General features: G+C 68.8%; 25 protein-coding genes. 10 read left to right on the top strand and 15 right to left on the bottom strand.

Annotation, left to right across the window (positions count from 1 at the left end; all coding sequences use genetic code 11):
• The 3 genes from R1101_RS25775 to R1101_RS0103555 all read right to left on the bottom strand — a co-directional run.
• The coding region (locus R1101_RS25775) for a TetR/AcrR family transcriptional regulator (protein WP_016932115.1) at nucleotides 1-553 on the bottom strand (553 nt) is incomplete at its 3' end.
• 30 nt (nucleotides 554-583) lie between these two features.
• Nucleotides 584-1345 (bottom strand): 3-hydroxyacyl-CoA dehydrogenase, encoded by a 762-nt coding sequence (locus tag R1101_RS0103550; RefSeq protein WP_016932116.1) that lies wholly within the window; start codon nucleotides 1343-1345, stop codon nucleotides 584-586.
• Nucleotides 1346-1373: 28 nt separating this feature from the next.
• Complete coding sequence (locus R1101_RS0103555) at nucleotides 1374-2567, bottom strand: thiolase family protein (RefSeq protein ID WP_016932117.1); 1194 nt, start codon at nucleotides 2565-2567, stop codon at nucleotides 1374-1376.
• Nucleotides 2568-2739: 172 nt separating this feature from the next.
• Between R1101_RS0103555 and R1101_RS0103560 the strand changes: the two genes are divergently transcribed.
• Together R1101_RS0103560 and R1101_RS0103565 are read left to right on the top strand one after the other, a co-directional pair.
• Complete coding sequence (locus tag R1101_RS0103560) at nucleotides 2740-3717, top strand: NADPH:quinone oxidoreductase family protein (protein ID WP_016932118.1); 978 nt, start codon at nucleotides 2740-2742, stop codon at nucleotides 3715-3717.
• Nucleotides 3718-3727: 10 nt separating this feature from the next.
• Nucleotides 3728-4507 carry an enoyl-CoA hydratase gene (locus R1101_RS0103565; protein ID WP_016932119.1) on the top strand — a complete coding sequence of 260 codons (780 nt, stop codon included), beginning with the start codon at nucleotides 3728-3730 and terminating at the stop codon, nucleotides 4505-4507.
• A 61-nt stretch (nucleotides 4508-4568) separates the two neighbouring features.
• Here the strand turns inward: R1101_RS0103565 and R1101_RS0103570 are convergent, their stop codons facing one another.
• Nucleotides 4569-5144: a TetR/AcrR family transcriptional regulator gene (locus R1101_RS0103570; protein WP_016932120.1), complete on the bottom strand. Its 576-nt coding sequence runs from the start codon at nucleotides 5142-5144 to the stop codon at nucleotides 4569-4571.
• A gap of 70 nt (nucleotides 5145-5214) precedes the next feature.
• Between R1101_RS0103570 and R1101_RS0103575 the strand changes: the two genes are divergently transcribed.
• Nucleotides 5215-5790 (top strand): dihydrofolate reductase family protein, encoded by a 576-nt coding sequence (locus R1101_RS0103575; protein WP_016932121.1) that lies wholly within the window; start codon nucleotides 5215-5217, stop codon nucleotides 5788-5790.
• A 12-nt stretch (nucleotides 5791-5802) separates the two neighbouring features.
• Here the strand turns inward: R1101_RS0103575 and R1101_RS0103580 are convergent, their stop codons facing one another.
• The 4 genes from R1101_RS0103580 to R1101_RS0103595 form a co-directional block, all read right to left on the bottom strand.
• Nucleotides 5803-6438 (bottom strand): TetR/AcrR family transcriptional regulator, encoded by a 636-nt coding sequence (locus R1101_RS0103580; RefSeq protein ID WP_016932122.1) that lies wholly within the window; start codon nucleotides 6436-6438, stop codon nucleotides 5803-5805.
• 91 nt (nucleotides 6439-6529) lie between these two features.
• Nucleotides 6530-7189: a histidine phosphatase family protein gene (locus R1101_RS0103585; protein WP_016932123.1), complete on the bottom strand. Its 660-nt coding sequence runs from the start codon at nucleotides 7187-7189 to the stop codon at nucleotides 6530-6532.
• Between the two features lie 2 nt (nucleotides 7190-7191).
• A complete protein-coding gene (pheA, locus tag R1101_RS0103590) occupies nucleotides 7192-8118 on the bottom strand; it encodes a prephenate dehydratase (protein WP_016932124.1) in 927 nt (308 codons plus the stop codon).
• A 56-nt stretch (nucleotides 8119-8174) separates the two neighbouring features.
• The gene (locus tag R1101_RS0103595; RefSeq protein ID WP_016932125.1) at nucleotides 8175-8837 is read right to left on the bottom strand and encodes a hypothetical protein; all 663 of its coding nucleotides are present in this window, start codon (nucleotides 8835-8837) and stop codon (nucleotides 8175-8177) included.
• A 108-nt stretch (nucleotides 8838-8945) separates the two neighbouring features.
• Between R1101_RS0103595 and R1101_RS0103600 the strand changes: the two genes are divergently transcribed.
• From R1101_RS0103600 to R1101_RS0103615, 4 genes are all read left to right on the top strand, one after another.
• The gene (locus R1101_RS0103600; RefSeq protein WP_016932126.1) at nucleotides 8946-9713 is read left to right on the top strand and encodes a DUF2470 domain-containing protein; all 768 of its coding nucleotides are present in this window, start codon (nucleotides 8946-8948) and stop codon (nucleotides 9711-9713) included.
• A 131-nt stretch (nucleotides 9714-9844) separates the two neighbouring features.
• Complete coding sequence (locus R1101_RS0103605; protein ID WP_016932127.1) at nucleotides 9845-10651, top strand: CPBP family intramembrane glutamic endopeptidase; 807 nt, start codon at nucleotides 9845-9847, stop codon at nucleotides 10649-10651.
• Between the two features lie 196 nt (nucleotides 10652-10847).
• Nucleotides 10848-12095 carry an LCP family protein gene (locus R1101_RS0103610; RefSeq protein WP_232284666.1) on the top strand — a complete coding sequence of 416 codons (1248 nt, stop codon included), beginning with the start codon at nucleotides 10848-10850 and terminating at the stop codon, nucleotides 12093-12095.
• Between the two features lie 141 nt (nucleotides 12096-12236).
• Nucleotides 12237-12782 carry a ferritin gene (locus tag R1101_RS0103615; RefSeq protein WP_016932129.1) on the top strand — a complete coding sequence of 182 codons (546 nt, stop codon included), beginning with the start codon at nucleotides 12237-12239 and terminating at the stop codon, nucleotides 12780-12782.
• Nucleotides 12783-12881: 99 nt separating this feature from the next.
• Here the strand turns inward: R1101_RS0103615 and R1101_RS0103620 are convergent, their stop codons facing one another.
• The 4 genes from R1101_RS0103620 to R1101_RS0103635 all read right to left on the bottom strand — a co-directional run bounded on the left by R1101_RS0103620 (nucleotide 12882) and on the right by R1101_RS0103635 (nucleotide 16019).
• The gene (locus R1101_RS0103620) at nucleotides 12882-13799 is read right to left on the bottom strand and encodes a DUF5926 family protein (protein ID WP_016932130.1); all 918 of its coding nucleotides are present in this window, start codon (nucleotides 13797-13799) and stop codon (nucleotides 12882-12884) included.
• A gap of 62 nt (nucleotides 13800-13861) precedes the next feature.
• The gene (locus R1101_RS0103625) at nucleotides 13862-14635 is read right to left on the bottom strand and encodes a glycerophosphodiester phosphodiesterase (RefSeq protein WP_016932131.1); all 774 of its coding nucleotides are present in this window, start codon (nucleotides 14633-14635) and stop codon (nucleotides 13862-13864) included.
• Entirely contained in the window at nucleotides 14632-15693 is a 1062-nt protein-coding gene (locus R1101_RS0103630) for a DUF4328 domain-containing protein (protein WP_016932132.1), read from the bottom strand. Before R1101_RS0103630 ends, R1101_RS0103625 begins: the two co-directional genes overlap by 4 nt.
• Nucleotides 15693-16019: a rhodanese-like domain-containing protein gene (locus R1101_RS0103635; protein ID WP_016932133.1), complete on the bottom strand. Its 327-nt coding sequence runs from the start codon at nucleotides 16017-16019 to the stop codon at nucleotides 15693-15695. The genes R1101_RS0103630 and R1101_RS0103635 overlap by 1 nt, the downstream gene beginning before the upstream one ends.
• 259 nt (nucleotides 16020-16278) lie before the next feature.
• On the opposite strand from R1101_RS0103635, the gene R1101_RS0103640 reads away from it, so the two are divergent.
• The gene (locus R1101_RS0103640; protein WP_016932134.1) at nucleotides 16279-17214 is read left to right on the top strand and encodes an LLM class F420-dependent oxidoreductase; all 936 of its coding nucleotides are present in this window, start codon (nucleotides 16279-16281) and stop codon (nucleotides 17212-17214) included.
• Between the two features lie 22 nt (nucleotides 17215-17236).
• Here the strand turns inward: R1101_RS0103640 and R1101_RS0103645 are convergent, their stop codons facing one another.
• The 3 genes from R1101_RS0103645 to R1101_RS0103655 form a co-directional block, all read right to left on the bottom strand.
• Nucleotides 17237-17827 (bottom strand): Rv1733c family protein, encoded by a 591-nt coding sequence (locus tag R1101_RS0103645; RefSeq protein WP_232284664.1) that lies wholly within the window; start codon nucleotides 17825-17827, stop codon nucleotides 17237-17239.
• A 140-nt stretch (nucleotides 17828-17967) separates the two neighbouring features.
• On the bottom strand, nucleotides 17968-18636 hold the full coding sequence (msrA, locus tag R1101_RS0103650) for a peptide-methionine (S)-S-oxide reductase MsrA (RefSeq protein ID WP_016932136.1): 669 nt from the start codon (nucleotides 18634-18636) through the stop codon (nucleotides 17968-17970).
• A gap of 9 nt (nucleotides 18637-18645) precedes the next feature.
• Nucleotides 18646-19740: an acyltransferase family protein gene (locus R1101_RS0103655; RefSeq protein ID WP_016932137.1), complete on the bottom strand. Its 1095-nt coding sequence runs from the start codon at nucleotides 19738-19740 to the stop codon at nucleotides 18646-18648.
• Between the two features lie 297 nt (nucleotides 19741-20037).
• Here R1101_RS0103655 and R1101_RS0103660 point away from each other — a divergent pair, with 297 nt between their 5' ends.
• Both R1101_RS0103660 and R1101_RS0103665 read left to right on the top strand, forming a co-directional pair.
• Entirely contained in the window at nucleotides 20038-20661 is a 624-nt protein-coding gene (locus R1101_RS0103660; RefSeq protein ID WP_026002841.1) for a superoxide dismutase, read from the top strand.
• Between the two features lie 225 nt (nucleotides 20662-20886).
• Entirely contained in the window at nucleotides 20887-21420 is a 534-nt protein-coding gene (locus tag R1101_RS0103665) for a hypothetical protein (RefSeq protein ID WP_016932139.1), read from the top strand.
• Nucleotides 21421-21523 lie beyond the last annotated feature (103 nt).

Raw genomic sequence — 21523 nt, forward strand, 5'->3', positions numbered from 1 at the left:
CGATGGACTGGAACATCCCGAGGAGTGCTCGCACGGCCTCGTCGACGTCGTCGACATCGAACACCCGTTGTTCCACACCCTCGCGCACCAGGTCGAGCATCATCAACTCGAGACGCTTGCGGGTCGCGGCGTAGGTTCGGCGGTTCTCCGAGGAGATATGGCGCACTTCGGAATCCAGCCCCGAACGCTGTGCGCGGTGGGTCATGTTCAGCACGATCGCCTCGACGGCGTTGACGAAACGGGCGACCGGGTCGTCGCCGCCGTCCGCGACCGCCGCCGACACACGGTCGATGAGGTCGAGGACGGCGGCGTCGAGCAGCGTGACGAGAACGGCTTCCTTGTTCTCGTAGTGGTAGTACAACGCAGGCACCGTCACGCCGACCCGACGGGCCAGGTCGCGCACGGTGGTGCCATGGAAACCGTTCTCGCTGAACGCTTCCAGCGCGTGTTCGAGGATGGGGTCGAGCTCCAGAGGCTGGAACTCGCGCCAATCCGCGGACCGTACGTCCGCGCGGGGCGTGCCGGATTCCTCGGCCTCGAATGCCCGGGTCATCGACCCCCTCCTCTCACGGGTGGTGCAGGATCAGCGCGGCGCCATGCGGATTGCGCCGTCGAGACGGATGACCTCACCGTTGAGCATCGGGTTCGACACGATGTGCGCGGCCAGGGAACCGTACTCGGACGGGTCGCCCAGACGCGCGGGGTGCGGCACCTGCTGCCCGAGGGAGGCCTGGGCCTCTTCCGGCAGCGAACCGAGCAGCGGGGTCTTGAACAGGCCCGGCGCGATGGTGACGACGCGGATGAGCAGCGACGCGAGGTCGCGGGCGATCGGCAGGGTCATGCCGACGACGCCACCCTTGGACGCCGAGTAGGCGGCCTGGCCGATCTGGCCGTCGAAGGCCGCGACGGAAGCGGTGTTGATGATGACGCCGCGCTCGCCGTCGATCGGCTCGGTCTTCGCGATGCGCTCGGCAGCGAGACGGATGACGTTGAACGTGCCGAACAGGTTGACGTCGACGACCTTCTTGAACGCGTCGAGCGGGAAGGCACCCTTCTTGCTCACGGTCTTGACGGCGTTGCCGATACCGGCGCAGTTCACCGCGACCCGCAGCGGGCCGAGCGATTCGGCGACGTCGAGTGCCTCGGTGACGGCGGCCTCGTCGGTGACGTCGGCGGCGACGAAGCGGACTCGGTCGCCGAGCTCCTTGGCGATGGTCTCACCGTTCGAGGACGGCAGGTCGATGATGACGACCTGGGCCCCGTCGTTCAGCAGTGCCTTGACGGTGGCGAGACCGAGGCCGGAGGCACCGCCGGTGACGACGGCGACGCTGTCGTTGATGATCATTGATTACCCTTTCGAGAGTGGTTGTGGGTCAGAGGCGTTCGATGATGGTGGCGTTGGCCATGCCCGCGCCCTCACACATGGTCTGCAGGCCGTAGCGACCGCCGGTGGCCTCGAGGTGGTTGACGAGGGTGGACAGCAGGCGGGTGCCCGACGAGCCGAGCGCGTGGCCCAGCGCGATGGCGCCGCCCCACGGGTTGAGCTTGGCCGGGTCGGCGCCCAGCTCGTGTGCCCAGGCGAGCGGCACGGGCGCGAAGGCCTCGTTGACCTCGTAGGCGTCGATGTCGTCGATGCCCAGGCCGGCGCGGGCGAGGACCTTCTGCGTCGCGGGGATCGGCGCGGTGAGCATGAAGACCGGGTCGTCGCCGGCGACGGAGAACGAATGGAAGCGGGCGCGCGGGGTCAGGCCCAGCCTGTTCGCCAGCTCCTCGCTCATGATGAGCGCGGCCGACGCACCGTCGGTGAGCGGCGAGGAGTTGCCGGGGGTGATGACCCACTGCGCCTCGGGGAACCGGGCCGCGTACTCCTCGGTGTGGAACGACGGTTTCAGACCGGCGAGGCCCTCGGCGGTGGTGGAGGCACGCAGCGTCTCGTCGACGGTGTGCTGCACCTGTTCGCCCGCGGCGTTCTCGACGGTGATCGGGACGATCTCCTTGTCGAAGCGGCCGGCTTCGTAGGCCGCGGCGGCACGCTGGTGCGACTGCGCGGAGTAGGCGTCGAGGGCGTCGCGGTCGAACTTCCACTTCGCGGCGATGAGTTCGGCCGAGATGCCCTGGTTGACCAGTCCCTCGGGATAACGGGCGCGCACGCTCGGGCCGTGGGTGTCCTGACCGAGCGTGGCAGTGCCCATCGGGATGCGGCTCATGGACTCGACACCGCACGCGATGACCATGTCGTAGGCCCCGGCGATGACGCCCTGTGCGGCGAAGTGCGCAGCCTGCTGGCTCGACCCGCACTGGCGGTCGATGGTGGTCGCGGGCACCGACTCGGGGAAGCCGGCGGCGAGGAGCGCGGTGCGCGAGATGTTGAGGGATTGTTCGCCGGCCTGGGCGACGCAGCCGCCGATCACGTCGTCGACCTGCGCGGGATCGATGCCGTTGCGTTCGACGAGCGAACGCAGGACGTGGGCGAGGAGTTCGACGGGATGGGTGCCGGACAGGGCGCCGCCCGGCTTGCCCTTGCCGACGGCGGTACGGACGACGTCGACGATGACAGCGGTGGTCATGACGCTCCTTTCGAAAGTGCAACGTGCGGGCCGGAGACGTTCCCAGCGGCGTACTTATCGATCGCTAAAAGCTCTACCACGGACTTAACGCTCGGTCAATGATCTCTGAGAGCTAGCGCACGCTAAGCACTTCTGATAGTGATGGATCACGACTCGAGTCGAGGAGACGCCCGTGCGCGCAGCGCAATTGATCGAACACGCCGGCCCCGACGCCGTCCGCGTGACCGACATCCCCGAACCCGAGGCGGGCGATTCGCTCGTCCTCGTCGACCTGCACGCCGCCGGTGTGTCCTTCCCCGATCTGCTGCAGACGACCGGCAGCTACCAGATGGTCCGGCCGCTGCCGTGCGTGCTCGGTGCCGAAGCTGCGGGCATCGTCCGCAGCGCCCCGGAAGGCAGCGGCCTCGTCGCCGGGCAGCGCGTCGCCGTACTGTCCCTCACCGGATCGTGGCAGCAGACCGTCGCACTGCCGCGCGAACTGGTGTTCCCCCTGCCCGACAGCGTCTCGCTCACCGCCGCTGCCGGGATGCTCATGAACTACTTCACGGCGCACTTCGCGCTCGACGAGCGCGCCCGGTACCGGGCCGGCGAGACCGTCCTCGTCCACGGTGCGGCCGGTGGCCTCGGGGTGGCGTCGCTGCAGGTCGCGGCGGCACTCGGGCTCGAGACGATCGCGGTGGTGAGCACCGAGGAGAAGGCCGCGGTGGCGAAGGCCAACCGCGCGACCCACACCGTCCTCGCCGAGGATTTCAAGGACCGCGTCCTCGAACTGACCGGTGGGCGCGGAGCGGACATCGTGCTCGATCCCGTCGGCGGCGACCGGTTCACCGACAGCCTGCGCAGCCTCGCGCCGGGTGGGCGTGCCGTCGTTCTCGGTTTCACCGGCGGCAGCATCCCCACTGTGAAGGTCAATCGCCTTCTGCTCGCGAATATTTCGGTCGTCGGCGCCGGGTGGGGTGAGTACCTCCGCACCGCCCCCGACCATCCGGCGCGGCAGTGGGCCGCGCTCGAACCGTTGCTGCGCGACGGGACGCTCGTCGTCCCCGAACCCACGCTCCACCCACTCGCCGAGGCACCCGCTGCGCTGCGCTCGCTCGAGAACCGTTCCGCGACCGGCAAGGTCGCGCTCGACCTGACGTCCCGACCCTAGGAGCACAGCCATGACCGACGACCTGCCCGGTGTCGACACCACCGTCGACGACGGCGTCCTGCGCATCACCCTGAACCGGCCCGCGCGGATGAACGCGGTGAAGACCGAGACACTCGACGCAATCGCCGAGGTCTTCGAGAAGTACGCCGGCGACCCGTCCGTCCGTGTCGCGGTGCTCACCGGTGCGGATCGCGCGTTCTGCTCGGGCGCCGACATCGCCGGCCGCGATCTGAACGCTCCCCCCAGCGCCGAGACGATCGACGCCGCCAACCGGGTCACCGCCGCGATCCGCGCGTTCCCGCGTCCCGTCGTCGGTGCCGTCAACGGGGCAGCAGCCGGCGTCGGTGTATCCCTCGCTCTCGCATGCGATCTCACCGTGTCGAAGGAGTCGGGCTACTTCCTGCTCGCGTTCACGAAGATCGGGTTGATGCCCGACGGCGGTGCGTCCGCGCTCGTCGCCGCGTCGATCGGTCGCGCGCGGGCATTGAGGATGGCCCTGCTGGCCGAGCGACTCCCGGCCCGGGAGGCCCTGGCTTCCGGGCTCATCGCGGACGTCTACGCGGACGACGAATTCGACGGTGCCGTGGAGGCTCTCGTGCAGCGACTCGCCGACGGCCCGTCGGCCGCCTTCGCATCGACGAAGAACGCGATCAACGACGCGACGCTCACCGAACTCGACAACGCGTTCGGGCGGGAGCGCGAAGGTCAGCTCGTCCTGCTCGGCAGTGCGGACTTCGCCGAAGGGGTGACGGCCTTCCAGGAGAAGCGCGTCGCGAACTTCCGTCGCTGAGCCGTCGACGATTTCGGTGGATCCGGCCTCGCCGATCGGGGTCGGATCCACCGGAATCGTTTCAGGCGTCGGGGATCACGCGTTCGACGGCCGCCCGCACCAACTCGGCGACACGGTCCTCGTCGACGATCCCGGGAAGAGTGAGCCGGTCGAGCACGAGCCAGTTCAACGCGAGATAGAGCAGCACGACGGCGTCCTCACCGCCGGGCAGGCCGGAGTGCCGGTAGTTGGCGATGTTGAAATCCAGGTCGGCGCGCACCCGCTCGGTGAGCAGGGTCTGCAGTTCGGGACGCCGGGTCGCTTCGAGGCGTAGTTCGAGGAGCGCGAGATAGCCGGCGCGGAACCGGATGAGCCGGTCGACCACCTCCGTCATCAGCTCGATCATGGATTCGCGGGTCTGCGGCGACTGCGACTGCGCCATGACCTCGTCGGCGGGCAGGAGCCGCTCGTAGTAGCGATGCCCCACCTGGACGAGCAGCTCGTCACGGTTGGCGAAGTAGTTCGAGGCGGTCCCGACCGGTACCCCCGCCTCCTTGTCGACGGCCCGAAAGGTCAGACCGCGAGCACCGTCGCGTGCGAGCACCTCGATCGAGGCATCCAGCAAGACCTTTCGTCGTTCCGGATTCGTCCTGACCACTTGACACCACTCCATCTGTAGTACTACCTTCGAACCACTTCAGTCATAGTACTACGAATGGTGGTCGAAGATGCGAAAGCTCGTCTACTACGTGGCAGTGACCCTCGACGGGTACATCGCAGGCCCGAACGGGGAGTACGACTTCTACCCGATCTGCGACGACATGGCGGCGGCGATGAGCGCGAGATATCCGGAAGCCGTTCCCACCGCCCTCCGCGAACAGGTCGGCATGCCGGTCGACGCGCCGAACAATGAATGGGACACGGTGATCATGGGGCGCGGCGCCTACGAACCCGGCCTCTCGCTGGGACTCACGAGCCCGTACAGCCACATGCAGCAGTACGTCGTGTCCCGAACTCTCGCGCCGGTCGACGATCCGCAGGTTCGGATCGTCGACACCGACCCGGTCGAGCTGGTCCGAAAGCTGAAGGCAGAAGAGGGGCTCGACATCTGGCTCTGCGGTGGCGGCAACATCGCAGGGCAACTGGTCGACGAGATCGACCGGCTGATCTTCAAGAGCTATCCGGTGATCGCGGGCGACGGCATCCCGGCGCTGTCGGGCAACTTCGTCCCCACGCGATTCGACGTCACCGCCCGCGAGGAGTTCTCCAACGGCACACAGGTCACCTGGTTCGACCGCCGCTGAATCCCGATCGTCTCAGGCGCCGACGGTCTTGAGCGCGATACCCACGTACTTCTGTGCGACGGCCTCGGGACCGAGCGTGCCCTCCGCGTGGTACCAGCGCGGGATCGACTGGCACATGCCGAGCAGGGCGCGCGTCGTCTCGGCGGGATCGTCCACGTCGAACACATCCGCGGCGACGCCCTCCTCGACGATCTGGCGCACCAACTGCTCGACACCCTTGCGCACCGCGCGGTAGCGCTGGCGGTTCTCGGGACTCAGATAGCGGGCCTCGCCCTCGAGCGCGGCGAGCCGAGCCCGCATCGTCATGCGCAGCACGATCGCCTCGATGACGTTGGACAGCCTGCGCACCGGGTCGCCCTCGGCGTCCTCGGCCGCGGCGTGCGCCCGGGAGAGCACATCGCTCGTGGACAGCTCCAGAAGGGCGATGAGCAGCCCTTCCTTGTTCTCGTGATGGTAGTAGAGAGCCGGAACGGTGACGCCGACGCGACGCGCGATCTCCCGCACCGACGTGCCGTGGAAGCCGGTCTCGTAGAACGCGTCGAGGGCGGCGGTGAGGATGGGGCTGAGCTGCATCGGTTCGAGGATGCGCCAGTCCGGGATCGCCTCACCGTTGGTGAGGGTGTCGGCCCCGTCGCTCGAAGCACCCATGAACTGCCCCTACCTACCGATCGCTACTTCACACGGACGCCCCGAGGATACCCGTATGTTTTGCGCCCGAACGATCGGAGAGTGGGCGGTATCACCCCATCGGATCGTCGACACCGCCGCGCGCGGTGTCGCGGAAGGGCGCGAGGAAGGATCCCCAGCGCACGCATTCCCACCCGCCGGACACAGGCGCCAGCTCGACGGTCTCGGTGTTGGCCAGGTGATTCGTGATGGCGAAACCCGCCGGCACCTTCCCCAGATAGGCCGCCACGAGCCGGATGGCGGCACCGTGGCTGACGACCACGACGTCGCCCGAGCCGGCGTCGAGATAATCGCTGCGCAGCGAGTCGAGGACGGGCAGATACCGGTCGAGCACGTCGAGCGCCGATTCGCCACCCGGGACCCGTGCCCGCAGGTCGCCGTTGTGCCACTCCTCGTAGACCTTCATGAACAGCTTGTGCGACTCCTCGTCGCTGCGGTCCTCGAGCTCGCCGACCTGCACCTCGTGCACGCCCTCGCGGACGCTCGTCTCCAGCGACACCGCCGCTCCCGCGTGGTCGGCCGTCTGCCGGGCCCGCAGTGCCTGCGACGCGACGAGCAGCGACGGCGTCCGCTCGACGAGGTTCTTCCCGAGCGTGCGGGCCTGTTCGACGCCGAGCTCGGTGAGCTCCGCTCCGGGAAGCTTGGTATCGAGCCTCCGGGCGACGTTCGCCACCGTCTGGCCGTGCCGGGCCAGGATCAATCTGCCGCTCACCGTCAGTCCTCTCCGCGCCGCAGCCGGTCGAGCCACCGCGCATCCTCGTCGTCCGACACGGGCGGGACACCGTGTTCGGATACCGCGGGCCACGATCCGAGGAACCGCACCTGCGCGAAGCGGTGCAGTCCCTGCAACGCCTCGGCGACCAGGGCGTCGTCGATGTGGCCCACACAGTCCAAGTGGAAGAAGTAGGTGCCGTATTCCCTGCGGGTCGGCCGGGATTCGATACGGGACAGATCGATTCCGCGCGTGGCGAACTCGGTGATCGCGCGCACCAGCGAACCCGGCTCGTTGGGCAGCTGCAGCACGACCGAGGTGCGGTCGACACCGGTGCGTTTCGGCACCGGCCGCGGCCGGGTGACGAGCACGAAGCGGGTGCGGGCGCCCTCGAAGTCGGCGACCTTGTCGGCGAGAACCGACAGGCCGAGCCGCTGCCCGGCGAGTGCGGTGGACACGGCCGCGTCGACCTTGCCGGACGCGACGTCCTCGGCCGCTCCCGCATTCGAGGCGGCGGTCACGACCTCGGCGGCGGGCAGATGGTCCTCGATCCAGCGACGCACCTGCGCCGCGGCCACCGGATAGGCGCCGATCGTGCGGACCCGATCGCGCGTGATCCCGTCGCGGGTGACCACCGTGAACGCGATGTCGAGTTCGGCCTCGGCAACGATCTGCAGGCGCGGCCCGAGCGCCAGGGCGTCCATGGTGGGCGGCACCGAGCCCTCCACCGAGCTCTCGATGGGAACGACGGCACCGTCGACCTGCCGGTCGCGCAGGAGTTGCAGAGCGGCCGGTGGGCTGGCCGCGGCGACGCGTTCGACGTCCGCGGACTCGTCGCCGAGCACGTCGAGTGCACCGAGGCTCTCGAAACGGTCGAGGGCCATCTCGGTGAACGTTCCCGACGGTCCGAAATAAGCGATACGTGGCACGAGTACGAGGTTACGCACCGTCCGTGACCGGGAGGTGGAGTCCGCGTGAACCCGGATCAGCCCACGCCGAGATCGAGCGCTTCGAGATCCCGGACGACGCCGTCGGTCTCGTCGACCTCCACGACCAGGAGGATCTCCCGCACCGCGGCGGCCGCCTCGGGGACGAGCCGCCGGAGCCGGGCCACGTCGGGAGTCGCGAGGGCGGCCCGGACATCGAAACCGCTCAGCGCCGCGACGGTGGCGGCGAGCAGGGCGACCACGTCGTCGGTGCCGGTCGCGCGGGCGGCGTAGCCCGTGTCGGTGTGGGCGAGGACGGCGAGGAAATCGGCGACGGCCTCGGCCCCGCGACCTGCGGTCAGGCCCGGGATGTGGCCGGCCTCGGTGAGCGCGCGGGCAGCGTCGGCGAGCGCGGCGTCGGACACGTGCGGGTACACCACCAGGGGTGCGGGCGCGGTGATCGCGAGAACGTCCTCGAGATCCTCGGCCGAACACTCGACCTGATAGCGGATCGGGCGCCACCCGGCGGGCGAGGGAAGTTCGGTCGAGGCATCGAGTTCGACGACGAGCTCGCGGGTCGGCGATCCGGTGACGGCGGCGGCCGGGACGATCGGCGGGGCGAGCATGCGGCCGGTCGCGGCGAGAGCGCCGGTGAGGGTGTCGTGCCGGCGGGTGAGCAACGCGTCGAGCAATCCCCGCGATTCGTCGCGGGACGGCGGCATTCCGAGGGGAAGAGGGATCGGCACCGGTCCAGGCTACCGACGGAGCACTTGCGACCGCGGTCACAATGACTTAGGTTTGCCTCACCTACATGAAGAAGGAGGGTCGGCATGCAGACCACCACATCCGTCGTTCCCGCGCCCACCACGGCCGAACGCGTACGCACCGCCCTCATCCGGGCCGACACGACCCAGCTCGCGATCGACGGATGCGACCCGCTACCCACCTTCGTCCACCATCTCCTCGACGGCGGGCAGGTTGCCGTCGCCGTCGCCGAGGACAGCCTCCCCGTCGCACTCGCCTGGCAGGCCGGGAACGCCGGAATCCCCGCGATGCTCGAACTCACCGACCACTCGCCGATCGCACTGCGCAACCCGGTGCGGTCGCTCATCTGGCTCAGCGGCACCCTGCGTCCGGTCGAACATCCCCGCCGGCTCGCCGCCGAGATCGCCGAGATCCTCCCGCATCCCGAACTCCTCGACGTCGGACACCGCTCCGAACTGCTGTGCCTGAGCCTCGACTCCATCGTCGCCGCCGACACCACCGGCGCCGAAGCCGTCGACGTCACCGACGTCCTCGACGCTGCTCCCGACCCCTTCGCAGCGCTCGAGACCGGCTGGCTCCAACATCTCGAACAGGACCACGCCGACATCGTGCGGCAGATCGCGCGACGGATTCCGCCCGCGCATCGCGGCGGACGGATCCGCCCACTCGGCCTCGATCGTTACGGCCTGCGCCTGCGTGTCGAGTCCGAAGGCGACGACCACGACGTGCGCATCCCTTTCCACGAGCCGGTCGACGACCCCGCGGCCCTGAGCCGCGCACTGCGCCTGCTGGTCGGCTGCCCCTTCCGCAACGGACTGCCGCCGCGGGCCTGAGTATTCCGCCACGATGCAGACCCGAAGACCCGGCCGGTCGGCGGCTGATTCGGAGAGGTCGTACCGATCATCAGCAGGATGGCGCGCACGACCCACTCGCCCACCGCGCACCGTCCGGCACAATCGCTCCGGTGACGACCCTCCGCGACTGGCTGCGGCCCGCCGCCCGCAACCCCGAGCCGCCCCTCGACCCTGCCGAGCGCCGCGCGCTGTGGATCGAGATCACCATCGTCCTGCTCGTCACCTTCGGCCTGAGCGGAATCTCGTCGATCCTGTCGCTGGCCGAGGCGGCGCTGGCACCGGAACCACTGTCGGATCAGACGGTGGCCCTGAACACGCCACGCTCGTCGCAGGGATTCATCGATCTCGCCCGGCAGCTTCTCGGCATCGTGCGGTTGCTCGCCTGGGGCGCTCTCGGTCTGTACCTGTTGTGGCGCAGCGGCGTCGGTCCGAGACTCGCAGGTCTCGCCCGGCCCGGCCTGCGGCGCGATCTGCTGCCCGGCGTGGGTCTGGCCGCGCTGATCGGGCTCCCCGGCCTCGTGTTGTACCTGGTGGCGCGCGCGGCCGGCCTGAACCTGACGGTCGCGCCGAGCCTGCTCGAGGACTACTGGTGGCGGCTGCCCACCGAGGTGCTGTGGGCGATCGCCAATTCCGGTGCGGAGGAGATCCTGGTCGTCGCCTATCTCCTCACCCGTCTGCGGCAGCTCGGCTGGTCGGAGAACTCGTCGCTGCTCGCCTCCGCGCTGCTCCGCGGCAGTTATCACCTCTACCAGGGCATCGGCGGCGGGTTCGGCAACGTGGTCATGGGCCTGGTGTTCGGGCGGTACTGGCAGCGAACCGGGCGGTTGTGGCCGCTCGTGATCGCCCACGCTCTCATCGACACCGTCGCCTTCGTCGGCTACCAAGCACTGAGGGGCCACGTCTCCTGGCTGCCCTGACCGTAGAGTTGTCCGGGTGAACGGCGACCCTCGCGACCCCCGGAACCGGCCGCGACCTCCGCAGGGCCCTCCTCCCGGCCGGTCCGTACCTCGCGGTGGCGTGCCGCCCCATCGTTCCGGTGGCGTGCCGCCCCATCGTTCCGGTGGCGTGCCGCCCCATCGTTCCGGTGGTGTGCCGCCGCGCCGCCCCGACGCCGTGCCCCCGTCTCCCGAAGGCACCCAGGTTCTCCGGCGCGACGGCCGGCCACAGTCACCGCAGGCGTGGTCGCAGGCGCCGGCACCGAACTACCGGCCCGCTCGGACTCCCCGGCAGGACCGGCAGCAACCGCCGCCACAGCAGCAACGCCGCGAGTGGGCTCCGACGCAACGACCCGAACGGTTCGCCGAATCTGCCCCGCGCCGGCGACCGTCACGTGGGAACACACCCCCGCCCGCTCCCCCTCGACGTCCCGCGGCCCCGCCGTCGCGACCTGCACCGAGACGTCCGCTCGGTGCCCGGCGCATCCTGCGGCGACTGGCGATCGTCGCGGTCGTGCTCGTCGTCGCCATGGGCGCGAGCATGATCTACCTCGACGGCAAGCTCGCGCGCGTCGACGCGCTGGCCGACTACGACGGTCGCGTCGGCGACACTCCCGGCACGAACTGGCTGCTCGTCGGTTCCGACAGCCGGGTGGGCCTCACCCCCGAGCAGGAACAGGAACTCGCGACCGGCGGGGAGGTCGGGGCCGACCGCACCGACACCGTCCTGCTCGTCCACATCCCGCCCGGTGGGGGCGCGACGACGATGGTTTCCCTGCCCCGCGACTCCTACGTGAGCGTGCCGGGCTTCGGTCAGGACAAACTCAACGCGTCCTTCGCGCTGGGCGGGCCGCAACTACTCGTGCAGACGGTGGAGGGCGCGACCGGTGTGCACATCGACCACTACGCCGAGATCGGTTTCGGTGGGTTCGCGTCGATCGTCGATGCGGTCGGCGGGGTCGACCTCTGCGTGCCGTACCCGATCGACGATCCGCTCGCCGGGCTCAGGCTCGAAGCAGGATGCCAGGAGCTGACCGGACCGCAGGCACTCGGCTTCGTCCGCACGCGCGCGACCCCGCTCGCCGATCTGGACCGGATGAACAACCAGCGTCTGTTCCTCTCGGCGCTGCTGAGCAAGGCGACGAGCCCCGGCACCTTCCTGAACCCCTTCCGGGCGTGGTCGCTGATGTCCGGTGCGGCCGGGTCGATGCGGGTCGACGACGGCGACCACTTGTGGAACCTCGCACGACTTGCGTGGGCGATGCGCGGCGAGACGGTCACCACCACCGTTCCGGTGGGCGGATTCGACGACGTCTACGGCATCGGCAACGTCCTGCTGTGGGACCGCGAGCGTGCCGTACCCTTCTTCGGAGCGATCTCGGAGGGCGATCCGATCCCGCCGGACCTTCTCGCCCCGGCCCCTTGACACGGCCCCGGGAAGAGATCTCGATCTTGGGTAAGGCTGTCCGAATTTCCCGTAGGGTAGCCGACACTGCGAAGCGCAAGGGTAGCCAATGCTTGGATGAAAAGGTCGTTGACCTGCATTAACGTCGTGATCATGACAACGATGGGCGAGATGACCAAGACCAAGTTCCACACGCTGCTGCACGACCAGATCCGCCACGAGTTCACGGCGTCGCATCAGTACATCGCCGTCGCGGTCTTCTACGACAACGCCGATCTCCCGCAGCTGGCGAAGCACTTCTACGCGCAGGCCGTCGAGGAACGCAACCACGCCATGATGATCGTCCAGTACTTCCTGGACCGCGACATGGCCGTCGACCTCACGGGAGTAGACGCGGTGCAGTCGATGTTCGAGGATGCCCGCGAGCCGATCGCATTGGCCCTCACCCAGGAGAAGAAGGTCACCGATCAGATCGTCGAGCTCGCCCGCACCGCGCGCGACGAGGGCGACTATCTCGGCGAGCAGTTCATGCAGTGGTTCCTGCAGGAACAGGTCGAGGAGGTCGCGACGATGACGACCCTGCTGACCGTGGCCGATCGTGCCGGCGAGAACCTCTTCAACCTCGAGGACTTCGTGGCCCGCGAGCTGAACTCGAAGCCGAACGAACCGCGCGACAACGCCCCGCTCGCCGCCGGCGGCGCCATCTGACCGTTTCTCCATCCGGGGACAGCCCACCCGGAACGACGAAGGCCACCTCCCGCGGGAGGTGGCCTTCGTGCTCTCGCCGGAAGATCGGCGCAGGGATGGTCAGCGCAGGGTGACCTGACGGCTGCGCAGACCGTCGCGCGACCGTCGCTCGGCGGCGGTGAGCGGGTCGTCCACGGCCAGGGCCTCGTCGAGACGCCGGCCGAACTCGATGGTCGGGGCGACCCACTCGTCCGGGTGCTTGTCGCGGTCGAGATCGAACACCGGCACCAGCAGGCCGTGGGTGCGGAACGAACCGGCGAACCGCGATCCCTCACCGAGGTGCAGGCCACCCGCCGCATGCACGCGCGACAACGCGGCCATCAGCGCGTCCTCGTCCTCGGGTCGCACCCACCGCAGGTGCGCCTTCTCGCCCGGATCGACCCACCACGCGCCGCGGAGGCCGTCGCCTTCGAGCCGCGCCGACGGCAGCACGGCCTCGTTCGCGTGCTTGACGGTGTGGGCGATCTCGGCGCTCGGTTCGACCCCCGCCGGGATCCACCAGTCGAAGTCGTTGTGGACGGTGATCGCCGGCACGACCGCCGGGTCGATCAGGTCCGCCAGCGGCGGGGTGTCGTCGTCGACGTTCGCGACCTGCAGCGACGATCCCGGCTCGGCCGTGTGCGCCCAGTGCAGGGCCGCGGCCAGTTCGCCCGCCGGATCGGGGCCGAAGCCGGCGGCGAGCTGCAGGCCGACGTACGCGACCGGCGCACCGTTCTCCTCGCGGACCAGTGCCGCAACCCCGCCGGGAAGGATGGTCGCACCCACGACGCGGCGGCCGTCCTCGGCGGCGGGCAGCTCCGCGAGGGCCGACGGCACGAACTCGCGCAGCGCCACGAGATCGCATTCGAAGGCGAGTCCTTCGAAAGGCCGGGACGTCGCGGCGGCCGCCGCTTCCCGCTCGAGCCGGCGCTGCTCGAGCTTCGCGGCGCGATTGCTGCCGGGCTTGGGTCCGCTGTTTCTCTTGCTCTTCTTGGCCACGGCGTCAACCTACACGGCGACCCGGATCGCGATGCCGAGGTCGCGGGACGAGGTGGGGGTGCTCATCGGTCGAACGCGGCGTCGAGTTGCAGCTTGGTGCGGCCCGGGTGGTTCGTGGCGACCCATCCCACGCCCAGTTCACGGCACAACTCGACGTCGGCGGGGTCGTCGACGGTCCAGCAGTAGGTTGCCCGGCCGGACAGGGCCGCCCGGTCGACGAGGTCGCGGTGCTCACGCAATGTCGCGATGGAAGGTCCCACGGCGGTCGCGCCGACGGTGGTGGCGGCGCTCCCCCGCAGGTAGCGCGACGTCTCTCCCAGCAGCACGGTGGGCAGCAGCGGCGCGGCGCGGCGGATGCGCCAGACGGCACCGGCCGCGAACGACATCACCACCACCCGGGAGAAGTCGGCGGAGGCCGGAGTCGCGAGACCGAATCGTGCGAGCTCGGCGAGCAGTGTGTTTTCGACGAGGCCGCCGTAGCGGACGGGATGCTTGGTCTCGACGAAGACCTTCACCGGGACGCTCGTGAAGTCCATGACGAGTTCGAGCAGTTGCCGCAGGGTGAGCAGGCCGGCAGGTTCGCCGGGCCGTCCGTAATCGAACTGTGCCAGTTCGTCGAGTGTCATCTCGCTGACGACACCGGTGCCGTTCGACGTCCGGTCGATCGTGCGGTCGTGCACACACACAAGGTGGCCGTCGCGGGTGAGCCGCACGTCGCATTCGACGCCGTCGGCGCCTTCCTTCAACGCGAGTTCGTACGCCCCGATCGTGTGTTCCGGGAGCGCGGCCGACGCACCGCGATGCGCGACGACCCGTGGGTGCGCACTGCGGGTCACGGCGCCACCGCCTCGGCGCGCTCCTCGTCCTCGACTCGTTCCGCGGGTCCGGCGTGCTCTTCCCGAGCGTCGGCCTCGACCTGCTCCCGCTCGCGGGCGACGGCGGCGGGGACGATCGGTGCGATCGGCGATGCGGCCGGGCCGGTCGCCTGGGTGAACCGGCGACGGCGCAACGGCCGTCCCCACAGGTCGGCGTCGTCGAACAGGCGCAGCACGTGCAGGGTCGCGAGCGCGACGACCGCCCCGAGCACCGCGAGAACTGCGGTGAACAGAACACCGTCGGCGCGGGCCTGCAGCGTGTCGCGCTGACGCCACGCGAGGAGCGCCACGACGAGCACAGCGTCGACCACCCACAGCACCCACCAGGTGCGGATCGCGCGGAGCAACCGGGGGTCGCGGTCGGCGATCTCGGTCAGGAAGACACCGGGCATCGCCAGGTTGAGGCCCGGAACGACGAGCCCCGCCAGGATGGACAGCGGCGAACGCGAGTCGGCGAGACCTCGCTCGGCGTAGACACGCCGGCGCAGGTCGATGAGGCGGAGTCCGGACGCGACCGCCGCGGCCAGTGCCACGACCGGACCGACGACCTGGGTCGCCCACACCGCGGCATCCGACACCGCGAGCACGAGTGGGTCGACGAGCCGGGTGCGGTTGAACAACAACAACCCGTACCGGACGGCTTCTGCGACCGCCGCGAGACCGAAGACGACGGCGGTACCGACGAGCAGCGTCGGTGCGAGGTCGGCGGCGATGTCGGCGCTGCCGGGTTCGTCGTGGTCGTCGGCCGGGAGCGGATCGAGCAGTCCCCAGCGCGGCATCTCGCGGTAGGACGGTGTCCCGGACTCCGGGCGGGGCTGCGGCTGCGACGTCTGTCCGGTGGTCGGAAGACCACCCGCGGGGCGCGCGACCCAGCGGAAGTTGCGGCGCGAGGGAGGAACGGATCCGTCGGGGGCGACGGGCGAGAGCAGCACACCGCGGCAGGCCGGGCACCACTGCCGCGGCTGATAGGTCACGGGCCAGCGATTCTCACAGCGCACACAGATCTGATAGGCCGACATCAATAGATCTTCGCCGGTTCGTCGCGCTCGGAGACGAGCGGAAGTCCGTGCTTCTGCCACGCCACCATGCCGCCCGCCACCTGGAAGGTGTCGTACCCGAGGCGGGCCAGGTATTCGACCGCTCCGAGGGAGCGGCCGCCCTGCCTGCAGATCACGTAGATCTCGGCGTCGGGGTCGAGTTCCTCGATGCGGGCGGGCACGTCGGCGAGCGGAACGTGCAGCGCGCCGGGGGCGTGTCCGAGTTCCCATTCGTCGTCCTCGCGGACGTCGAGGAGGACGACCTCATCGCCCGGTTCGGGTACCAGGTCGACCGACACGGTGGGCACGTCGGAAAAGCTCACGTCTCAATAGTGGCACGCGCCGTGAGCCGGTGTGGGCGTGGTCGTACCGATCCGGTTCTGCGGGTGGGACCTACGGGCCCGCCCCCGTGCTCCCCACCAACCCCATCCGCTGGAGTTATCCACAGTTTCCACAGGTTCATCAACAGGTCTATCCATGCATGGGCAATCACTCTCGAGACATCTCACAGCGGACAGCCGACGCACCGGTACACCGCGTCGCGTCCGACGCTGAAATGATCGGTTCATGGAATTGCGTATCTTCACCGAACCCCAGCAGGGCGCCACCTACGACGATCTCCTCGCCGTCGCGCAGACCGCGGAACGACTCGGTTACGGCGCGTTCTTCCGCTCCGACCACTACCTCGCCATGAACGTCGAGGGGCTGCCCGGGCCCACGGACGCGTGGATCACCCTGGCCGGTCTCGCCCGCGACACGTCGACGATCCGCCTCGGCACGCTCGTCACCTCGGCGACCTTCCGGCATCCCGGTCCGCTCGCGATCTCCGTCGCGCAGGTCGACGCCATGAGCGGCGGACGCGTGGACTTCGGCTTCGGAGCCGGCTGGTTCGAGGAGGAACATCTCGCCTACGGCATCCCCTTCCCCGATCTGAAGACGCGGTTCGACCGGTTCGAGGAGTCCCTCGCCGTCATCACCGGCCTGTGGGACACGCCGGTGGGCGAGACCTTCTCGTACGAGGGCGAGCACGTGCGGATCGAGCAGTCCCCCGCGCTGCCCAAGCCGTATCAGCGTCCCCACCCGCCGATCGTCATGGGCGGGGCGGGCAAGAAGCGCACGCCGGCACTCGCGGCACGCTACGCCGACGAGTTCAACGTGCCGTTCAAATCGCTGGACGAGACGAAGACCTTGTTCGAGCGCGTGCGCTCTGCCTGCCGGGAAGCCGGACGCGACCCCGAGGAACTGACCTACTCGAACGCACTCGTGCTGTGCTGCGGCCGGGACGAGGACGAGATCGCCCGTCGTGCGGCACGCATCGGCCGTGAGGTCGACGAATTGCGGGAGAACGGGCTCGCGGGCACACCACAGGAGTTGATCGACACGATCCGCACCTTCGCCGAAGCCGGGACGCAGCGCATCTACCTGCAGGTCCTCGACCTCGCCGATCTCGAGCACCTCGAACTGGTGGCGAGCGAGGTCATGCCTGCGGTCGCGGACCTGTAGCGGGGCCGGTAACTCCGGCTGCTCAGTGGCTGCTGGTGGAGCCGAGGAACGCTTCGATGTCCCGGCTCCACTCGCGGCTGCGGCGCACCTCGAGCCGCCAGTGCGCGAGCGCGAACAGCCCGGCCACGGCGACGAACGAGAACGTCCACAGCGACACCCCGGACAGCACCGCGGAGAACTTCGCGGCGGAGGTGGTCAGCGGGGGCTGCGTGTATTCCCCGGAACTCGCATCGACCCAGACGGGGACCTCGCTACCCGCGGTCGCCAGGCTGTCGACCTGCACGAGGGCCTGACGCGTCTCGTCGCCCCACCCCCAGGTCGCGGGGGCGGAGGAAATCTTCACGGTCTCACCCCAGCCGGAGGAATCGCTCGAGGCGTCGGCATCGAGGACTGCCGTCACGGCGACGCGTTCGGCGTTCTGCTTCTCGGAGAGTTCGAGCTGGGAACTCCACATGGTGGCCGACACCCACACCGCGACGGGGATCAGGAGCGCCATCACGGCGACCATCAGGGTGAAGCATCGTGCCTCGAGCCTGTCGGTGCGACGCACGAGCGGATCCCGCCTGCGCAGACTTCGCCGTGTGCGCCGCAGGTACCCCGCTCTGGTCGTCATACCGGCACGCCGTCCCTTCCCCCTCTGGAATGATCCCTTTTCCCAGGATGCGTCTGCTCTCGGGGAAGTTCAAGGAACGCCAGCACATCTCACACTCACGACGCGAGCGGAGATGTGGTGCGCGACACCGTCGGGCGCTGTCAGGCGCCGAGACCCACCGGGCAGCTCACCCCGGTGGCATGCACGGGGCAGTACCCGCCGGGGTTCTTCGCGAGGTACTGCTGGTGATAGTCCTCGGCGTAGTAGAACTGCGTCAGCGGTGCGATCTCCGTGGTGATATCCCCGTAACCGGCGTCGGCGAGGCGTTTGCCGAAGGCTTCGGCGGTGGCCTCGGCGACCTCGATCTGCGTCTCGTCGTAGGTGTAGATCGCCGAACGGTACTGGGTGCCGTGATCGTTGCCCTGACGCATGCCCTGGGTGGGATCGTGGTTCTCCCAGAACTGCTGCAGGATGCGGTCGTACCCGATCACCTTGGGGTCGAAGACGACGAGCACCACCTCGGTGTGCCCGGTCCGGCCGGAGCACACCTCCTCGTAGGTGGGGTTGGGCGTGTAGCCGCCGGCATATCCGGCCGCGGTCGAATGGACGCCGTCGAGCTGCCAGAACTCCTTCTCGGCGCCCCAGAAACAACCCATACCGACGACTGCGGTCTGCATACCTTCGGGGAACGGGGGAACGATGCGATTGCCGTTGACGTAATGGGTCTCGGGGACGGGCAGCGGTTCGGCGCGACCGGGGAGTGCATCCTCGCGCCCCACCATCTGCGACTTCGAACCTGCACGGGCAAGGATCTCGTCGAACCAGGACATGACCCGATGCTACGCGCGTGCCGGAGCGGCGGTCCGTTCGTCGGAGGCGACCCGCTTCGGCGCCAGCCAGCGGTTCTTGATCCACTGCGCGGCCGGGACCTCGACGGCGCGGTACAGCACTTCGGCGACGAGACCGCAGCCGATCAGGAGGAGCGCGATCGCCATCGTCGTGCCGACGATGCCCACGGTGTTCTCGTAGATCCGGTACATCACGAGCGTGTGGGTCAGGTAGATGCAGTAGCTGCGGGTCGCGACCCAGGAGACGACGGCCGAGCGCGCGAAGCGGCCGTCGTACCGCGCGACCAGCACGACCGCCGCGAAGACCACCGTCACCGTCCACAGATAGCGGCTGCCCGACCAGTAGACGTTGATGTCCGTCGCCATCACGATCGCCGCGATCTGCGCGAACAGCGCCGCCAGCAGTGCGCGAAGCGAGATCAGCCCCGCCCAGCCGAAGTACACGATCTGCCCGAGGAACAGGGTGGGCAGGGTCGACGCGATCTTCGACAGGAACGGCACCGTGTACGGCTCGGGCACGTACAGGTTGTAGAGGAGCACGAGCATGCACAGCACGGCACCGAGCATCGGCACCGAGACCGGCGCCGTCCGCAACAGCGACCGCCCCGCCACGCACCACAGATAGAAGGAGATCTGCGCGGCGAGCGTCCACACCACGCCGAGCACGATCACCTGCGGTTTCAGGAAGAACGCGCCGAGGAAGAAGGACAGGAACGCCTCGGAGACGGACACGGTGGTGTGGCCGCTGAAGGTGCCGTTGATGCCCAGCCACACGAGCACGACCGCGGCCAGGATCGACACCCAGAAGGCCGGCAGGAGGCGCGCGGCCCGGGCGATCAGGAACTTCCGCCGGTCCTGACGGATCGCGGACCGGGTGACGAGCATGCCCGTGAGCATCATGAAGGCCGTCACGCCGACGGACGACAGATGCTGATTGAGTCCGGCGCCCTCGACGAGCACCTCGTACGTGAGGTCGATGCCCCACCAGCCCGTACCGAGGTCGTCGATCAGATAGAAGGCGATGTGGGAGTAGAGCACGGCCGCGACTGCGACGAACCGGACGACGTCGACGCCCGGGAGGTCCACACGCGGTGCGTCGGCCCCGCGTGTCGGTTCGTTCAGGAAGGGCCGAAACACGCGCCAATGTTAAGGTCCCGTTCACGCGGTGGTTGCCGACGGTCCCGTCGTGCGACGGTTTCCGCTGGTGGGAGTCGTTTTCCGGAGGTGTCGCCCGTTTCGGGTGCTCTACGCCACAGTCGGGGTCCGGCCGTGTCCGCATTACGGCGAATGTTGCGGACGGTGTAGTTATGGGTTTGGGTGGAAACCCGAAAAGGTACGGAATAACTGCACGGGCCGGACGGCCCGGTGAAGAAGGGACCCTTCGTGGCTGAATACACACTTCCGGACTTGCCCTACGACTACGCAGCGCTCGAGCCGCACATCTCGGCGAAGATCATGGAGCTGCACCACTCGAAGCACCACGCCACCTACGTCGCCGGTGCGAACACCGCCCTCGAGAAGCTGGCCGAGGCCCGTGACAACGGCACCATGGCGGCGCAGGCGACCAAGCTCGAGAAGGACCTCGCCTTCCACCTGGGTGGTCACACCAACCACTCCGTCTTCTGGAACAACCTCTCCCCCGAGGGTGGCGACAAGCCCGAGGGTGAGCTCGCGGCCGCGATCGACGACGCCTTCGGTTCGTTCGACAAGTTCCGCGATCACTTCTCCGCGAACGCGAACTCCATCCAGGGCTCCGGCTGGTCGATCCTCGCGTGGGATTCGATCGGGCAGCGTCTGCTCATCGTCCAGCTGTACGACCAGCAGGGCAACATCCCGATCGGCCTGACCCCGCTGCTCATGCTCGACATGTGGGAGCACGCCTTCTACCTGCAGTACCAGAACGTCAAGGCCGACTACGTCAAGGCCTTCTGGAACATCGTCAACTGGGCCGACGTGCAGGCCCGCTTCGAGCGTGCCCGTACCGCCACCTCCGGTCTGATCGTCTAGTTCGGATCGGGCACAGGTCGCGAGACCGACAACGAGGGCGCCGGGACACCGGCGCCCTTCGTCGTGTCCGGCGCCGGATCAGCTACGGGAATCGTCATCCGCCGCAGCGATTGCCGAGGCCGATGACAGAAGGCGTAGCGGAGGTGCTGGCACTCGGCACCTCTTGTGTGCCAACGGAGAAAACGGGCATTCTCCCCTTACCGACCGAGAGGGAGGGTGGGTGGGATGAACGCCGAGGAGCACAGCCGTATCGAGCTGTCCGCATTCCAGTCCGACGGGTCGCTGCGGGGTTTCGTCGTCTCGGGCAGATGGCCCGCGACCACCCGCGAATGGGCCCAGGTGCTGGCGATGACGGTGCGGATCGCGTCGTTGCCGGGACTGCTGCCCACCTCGACGGTGTTCGGGGTGAAGGAGGAGTTGCCCGAGAACCCCGAACCCGGGACCGTGGGTCTCGTGGTCGCAGAAGGTCCGGTGCTCGGTGAGCGCGCCGTGCGGCCGGGACGATTCGCCGAACATCAGCCGCCGGCGCTGATCATGTTGCATCCACCCTCGGAGACGACGCCGTCGCTGCCGGAGAACGCCGGTGCAGCCTCGGGATGCGTGCTGCTCCCGGGGATTCCGCATCTCGGTCTCGAGCATCGCGCGGCGTGGGTCGAGGCCGAACCGGACGGCACGGTGACGGCGCTGGTCAGCAAGGTGGGAGTCGATCCGGGCAACGATCCCGACACCGCGATTCTGGCCATGCTGCTCGCATCGTGAGGCCGCCCTGAAAGTGAGAGTTCGGTTCTCCGAAAGTTAGCATTGCCTTTACAGAATTCGGTTCGCCGAGCTAACGTTGTCGTCGGCGAAGGGGAGTAGCCCC

It is taken from the genome of Rhodococcus sp. R1101 (genome assembly GCF_000278445.1).
GTDB lineage: Bacteria > Actinomycetota > Actinomycetes > Mycobacteriales > Mycobacteriaceae > Rhodococcus > Rhodococcus gordoniae.

Excerpts from the sequence above, each read along its gene's own strand:
- R1101_RS0103550 (WP_016932116.1), bottom strand. The coding sequence starts at position 1,345 with ATGATCATCAACGACAGCGTCGCCGTCGTCACCGGCGGTGCCTCCGGC.
- R1101_RS0103555 (WP_016932117.1), bottom strand. The coding sequence starts at position 2,567 with ATGACCACCGCTGTCATCGTCGACGTCGTCCGTACCGCCGTCGGCAAG.
- R1101_RS0103565 (WP_016932119.1), top strand. The coding sequence starts at position 3,728 with ATGACCGACGACCTGCCCGGTGTCGACACCACCGTCGACGACGGCGTC.
- R1101_RS0103575 (WP_016932121.1), top strand. The coding sequence starts at position 5,215 with ATGCGAAAGCTCGTCTACTACGTGGCAGTGACCCTCGACGGGTACATC.
- R1101_RS0103580 (WP_016932122.1), bottom strand. The coding sequence starts at position 6,438 with ATGGGTGCTTCGAGCGACGGGGCCGACACCCTCACCAACGGTGAGGCG.
- R1101_RS0103595 (WP_016932125.1), bottom strand. The coding sequence starts at position 8,837 with ATGCCGCCGTCCCGCGACGAATCGCGGGGATTGCTCGACGCGTTGCTC.
- R1101_RS0103600 (WP_016932126.1), top strand. The coding sequence starts at position 8,946 with ATGCAGACCACCACATCCGTCGTTCCCGCGCCCACCACGGCCGAACGC.
- R1101_RS0103615 (WP_016932129.1), top strand. The coding sequence starts at position 12,237 with ATGGGCGAGATGACCAAGACCAAGTTCCACACGCTGCTGCACGACCAG.
- R1101_RS0103630 (WP_016932132.1), bottom strand. The coding sequence starts at position 15,693 with ATGTCGGCCTATCAGATCTGTGTGCGCTGTGAGAATCGCTGGCCCGTG.
- R1101_RS0103640 (WP_016932134.1), top strand. The coding sequence starts at position 16,279 with ATGGAATTGCGTATCTTCACCGAACCCCAGCAGGGCGCCACCTACGAC.
- R1101_RS0103645 (WP_232284664.1), bottom strand. The coding sequence starts at position 17,827 with ATGACGACCAGAGCGGGGTACCTGCGGCGCACACGGCGAAGTCTGCGC.
- msrA (WP_016932136.1), bottom strand. The coding sequence starts at position 18,636 with ATGTCCTGGTTCGACGAGATCCTTGCCCGTGCAGGTTCGAAGTCGCAG.
- R1101_RS0103665 (WP_016932139.1), top strand. The coding sequence starts at position 20,887 with ATGAACGCCGAGGAGCACAGCCGTATCGAGCTGTCCGCATTCCAGTCC.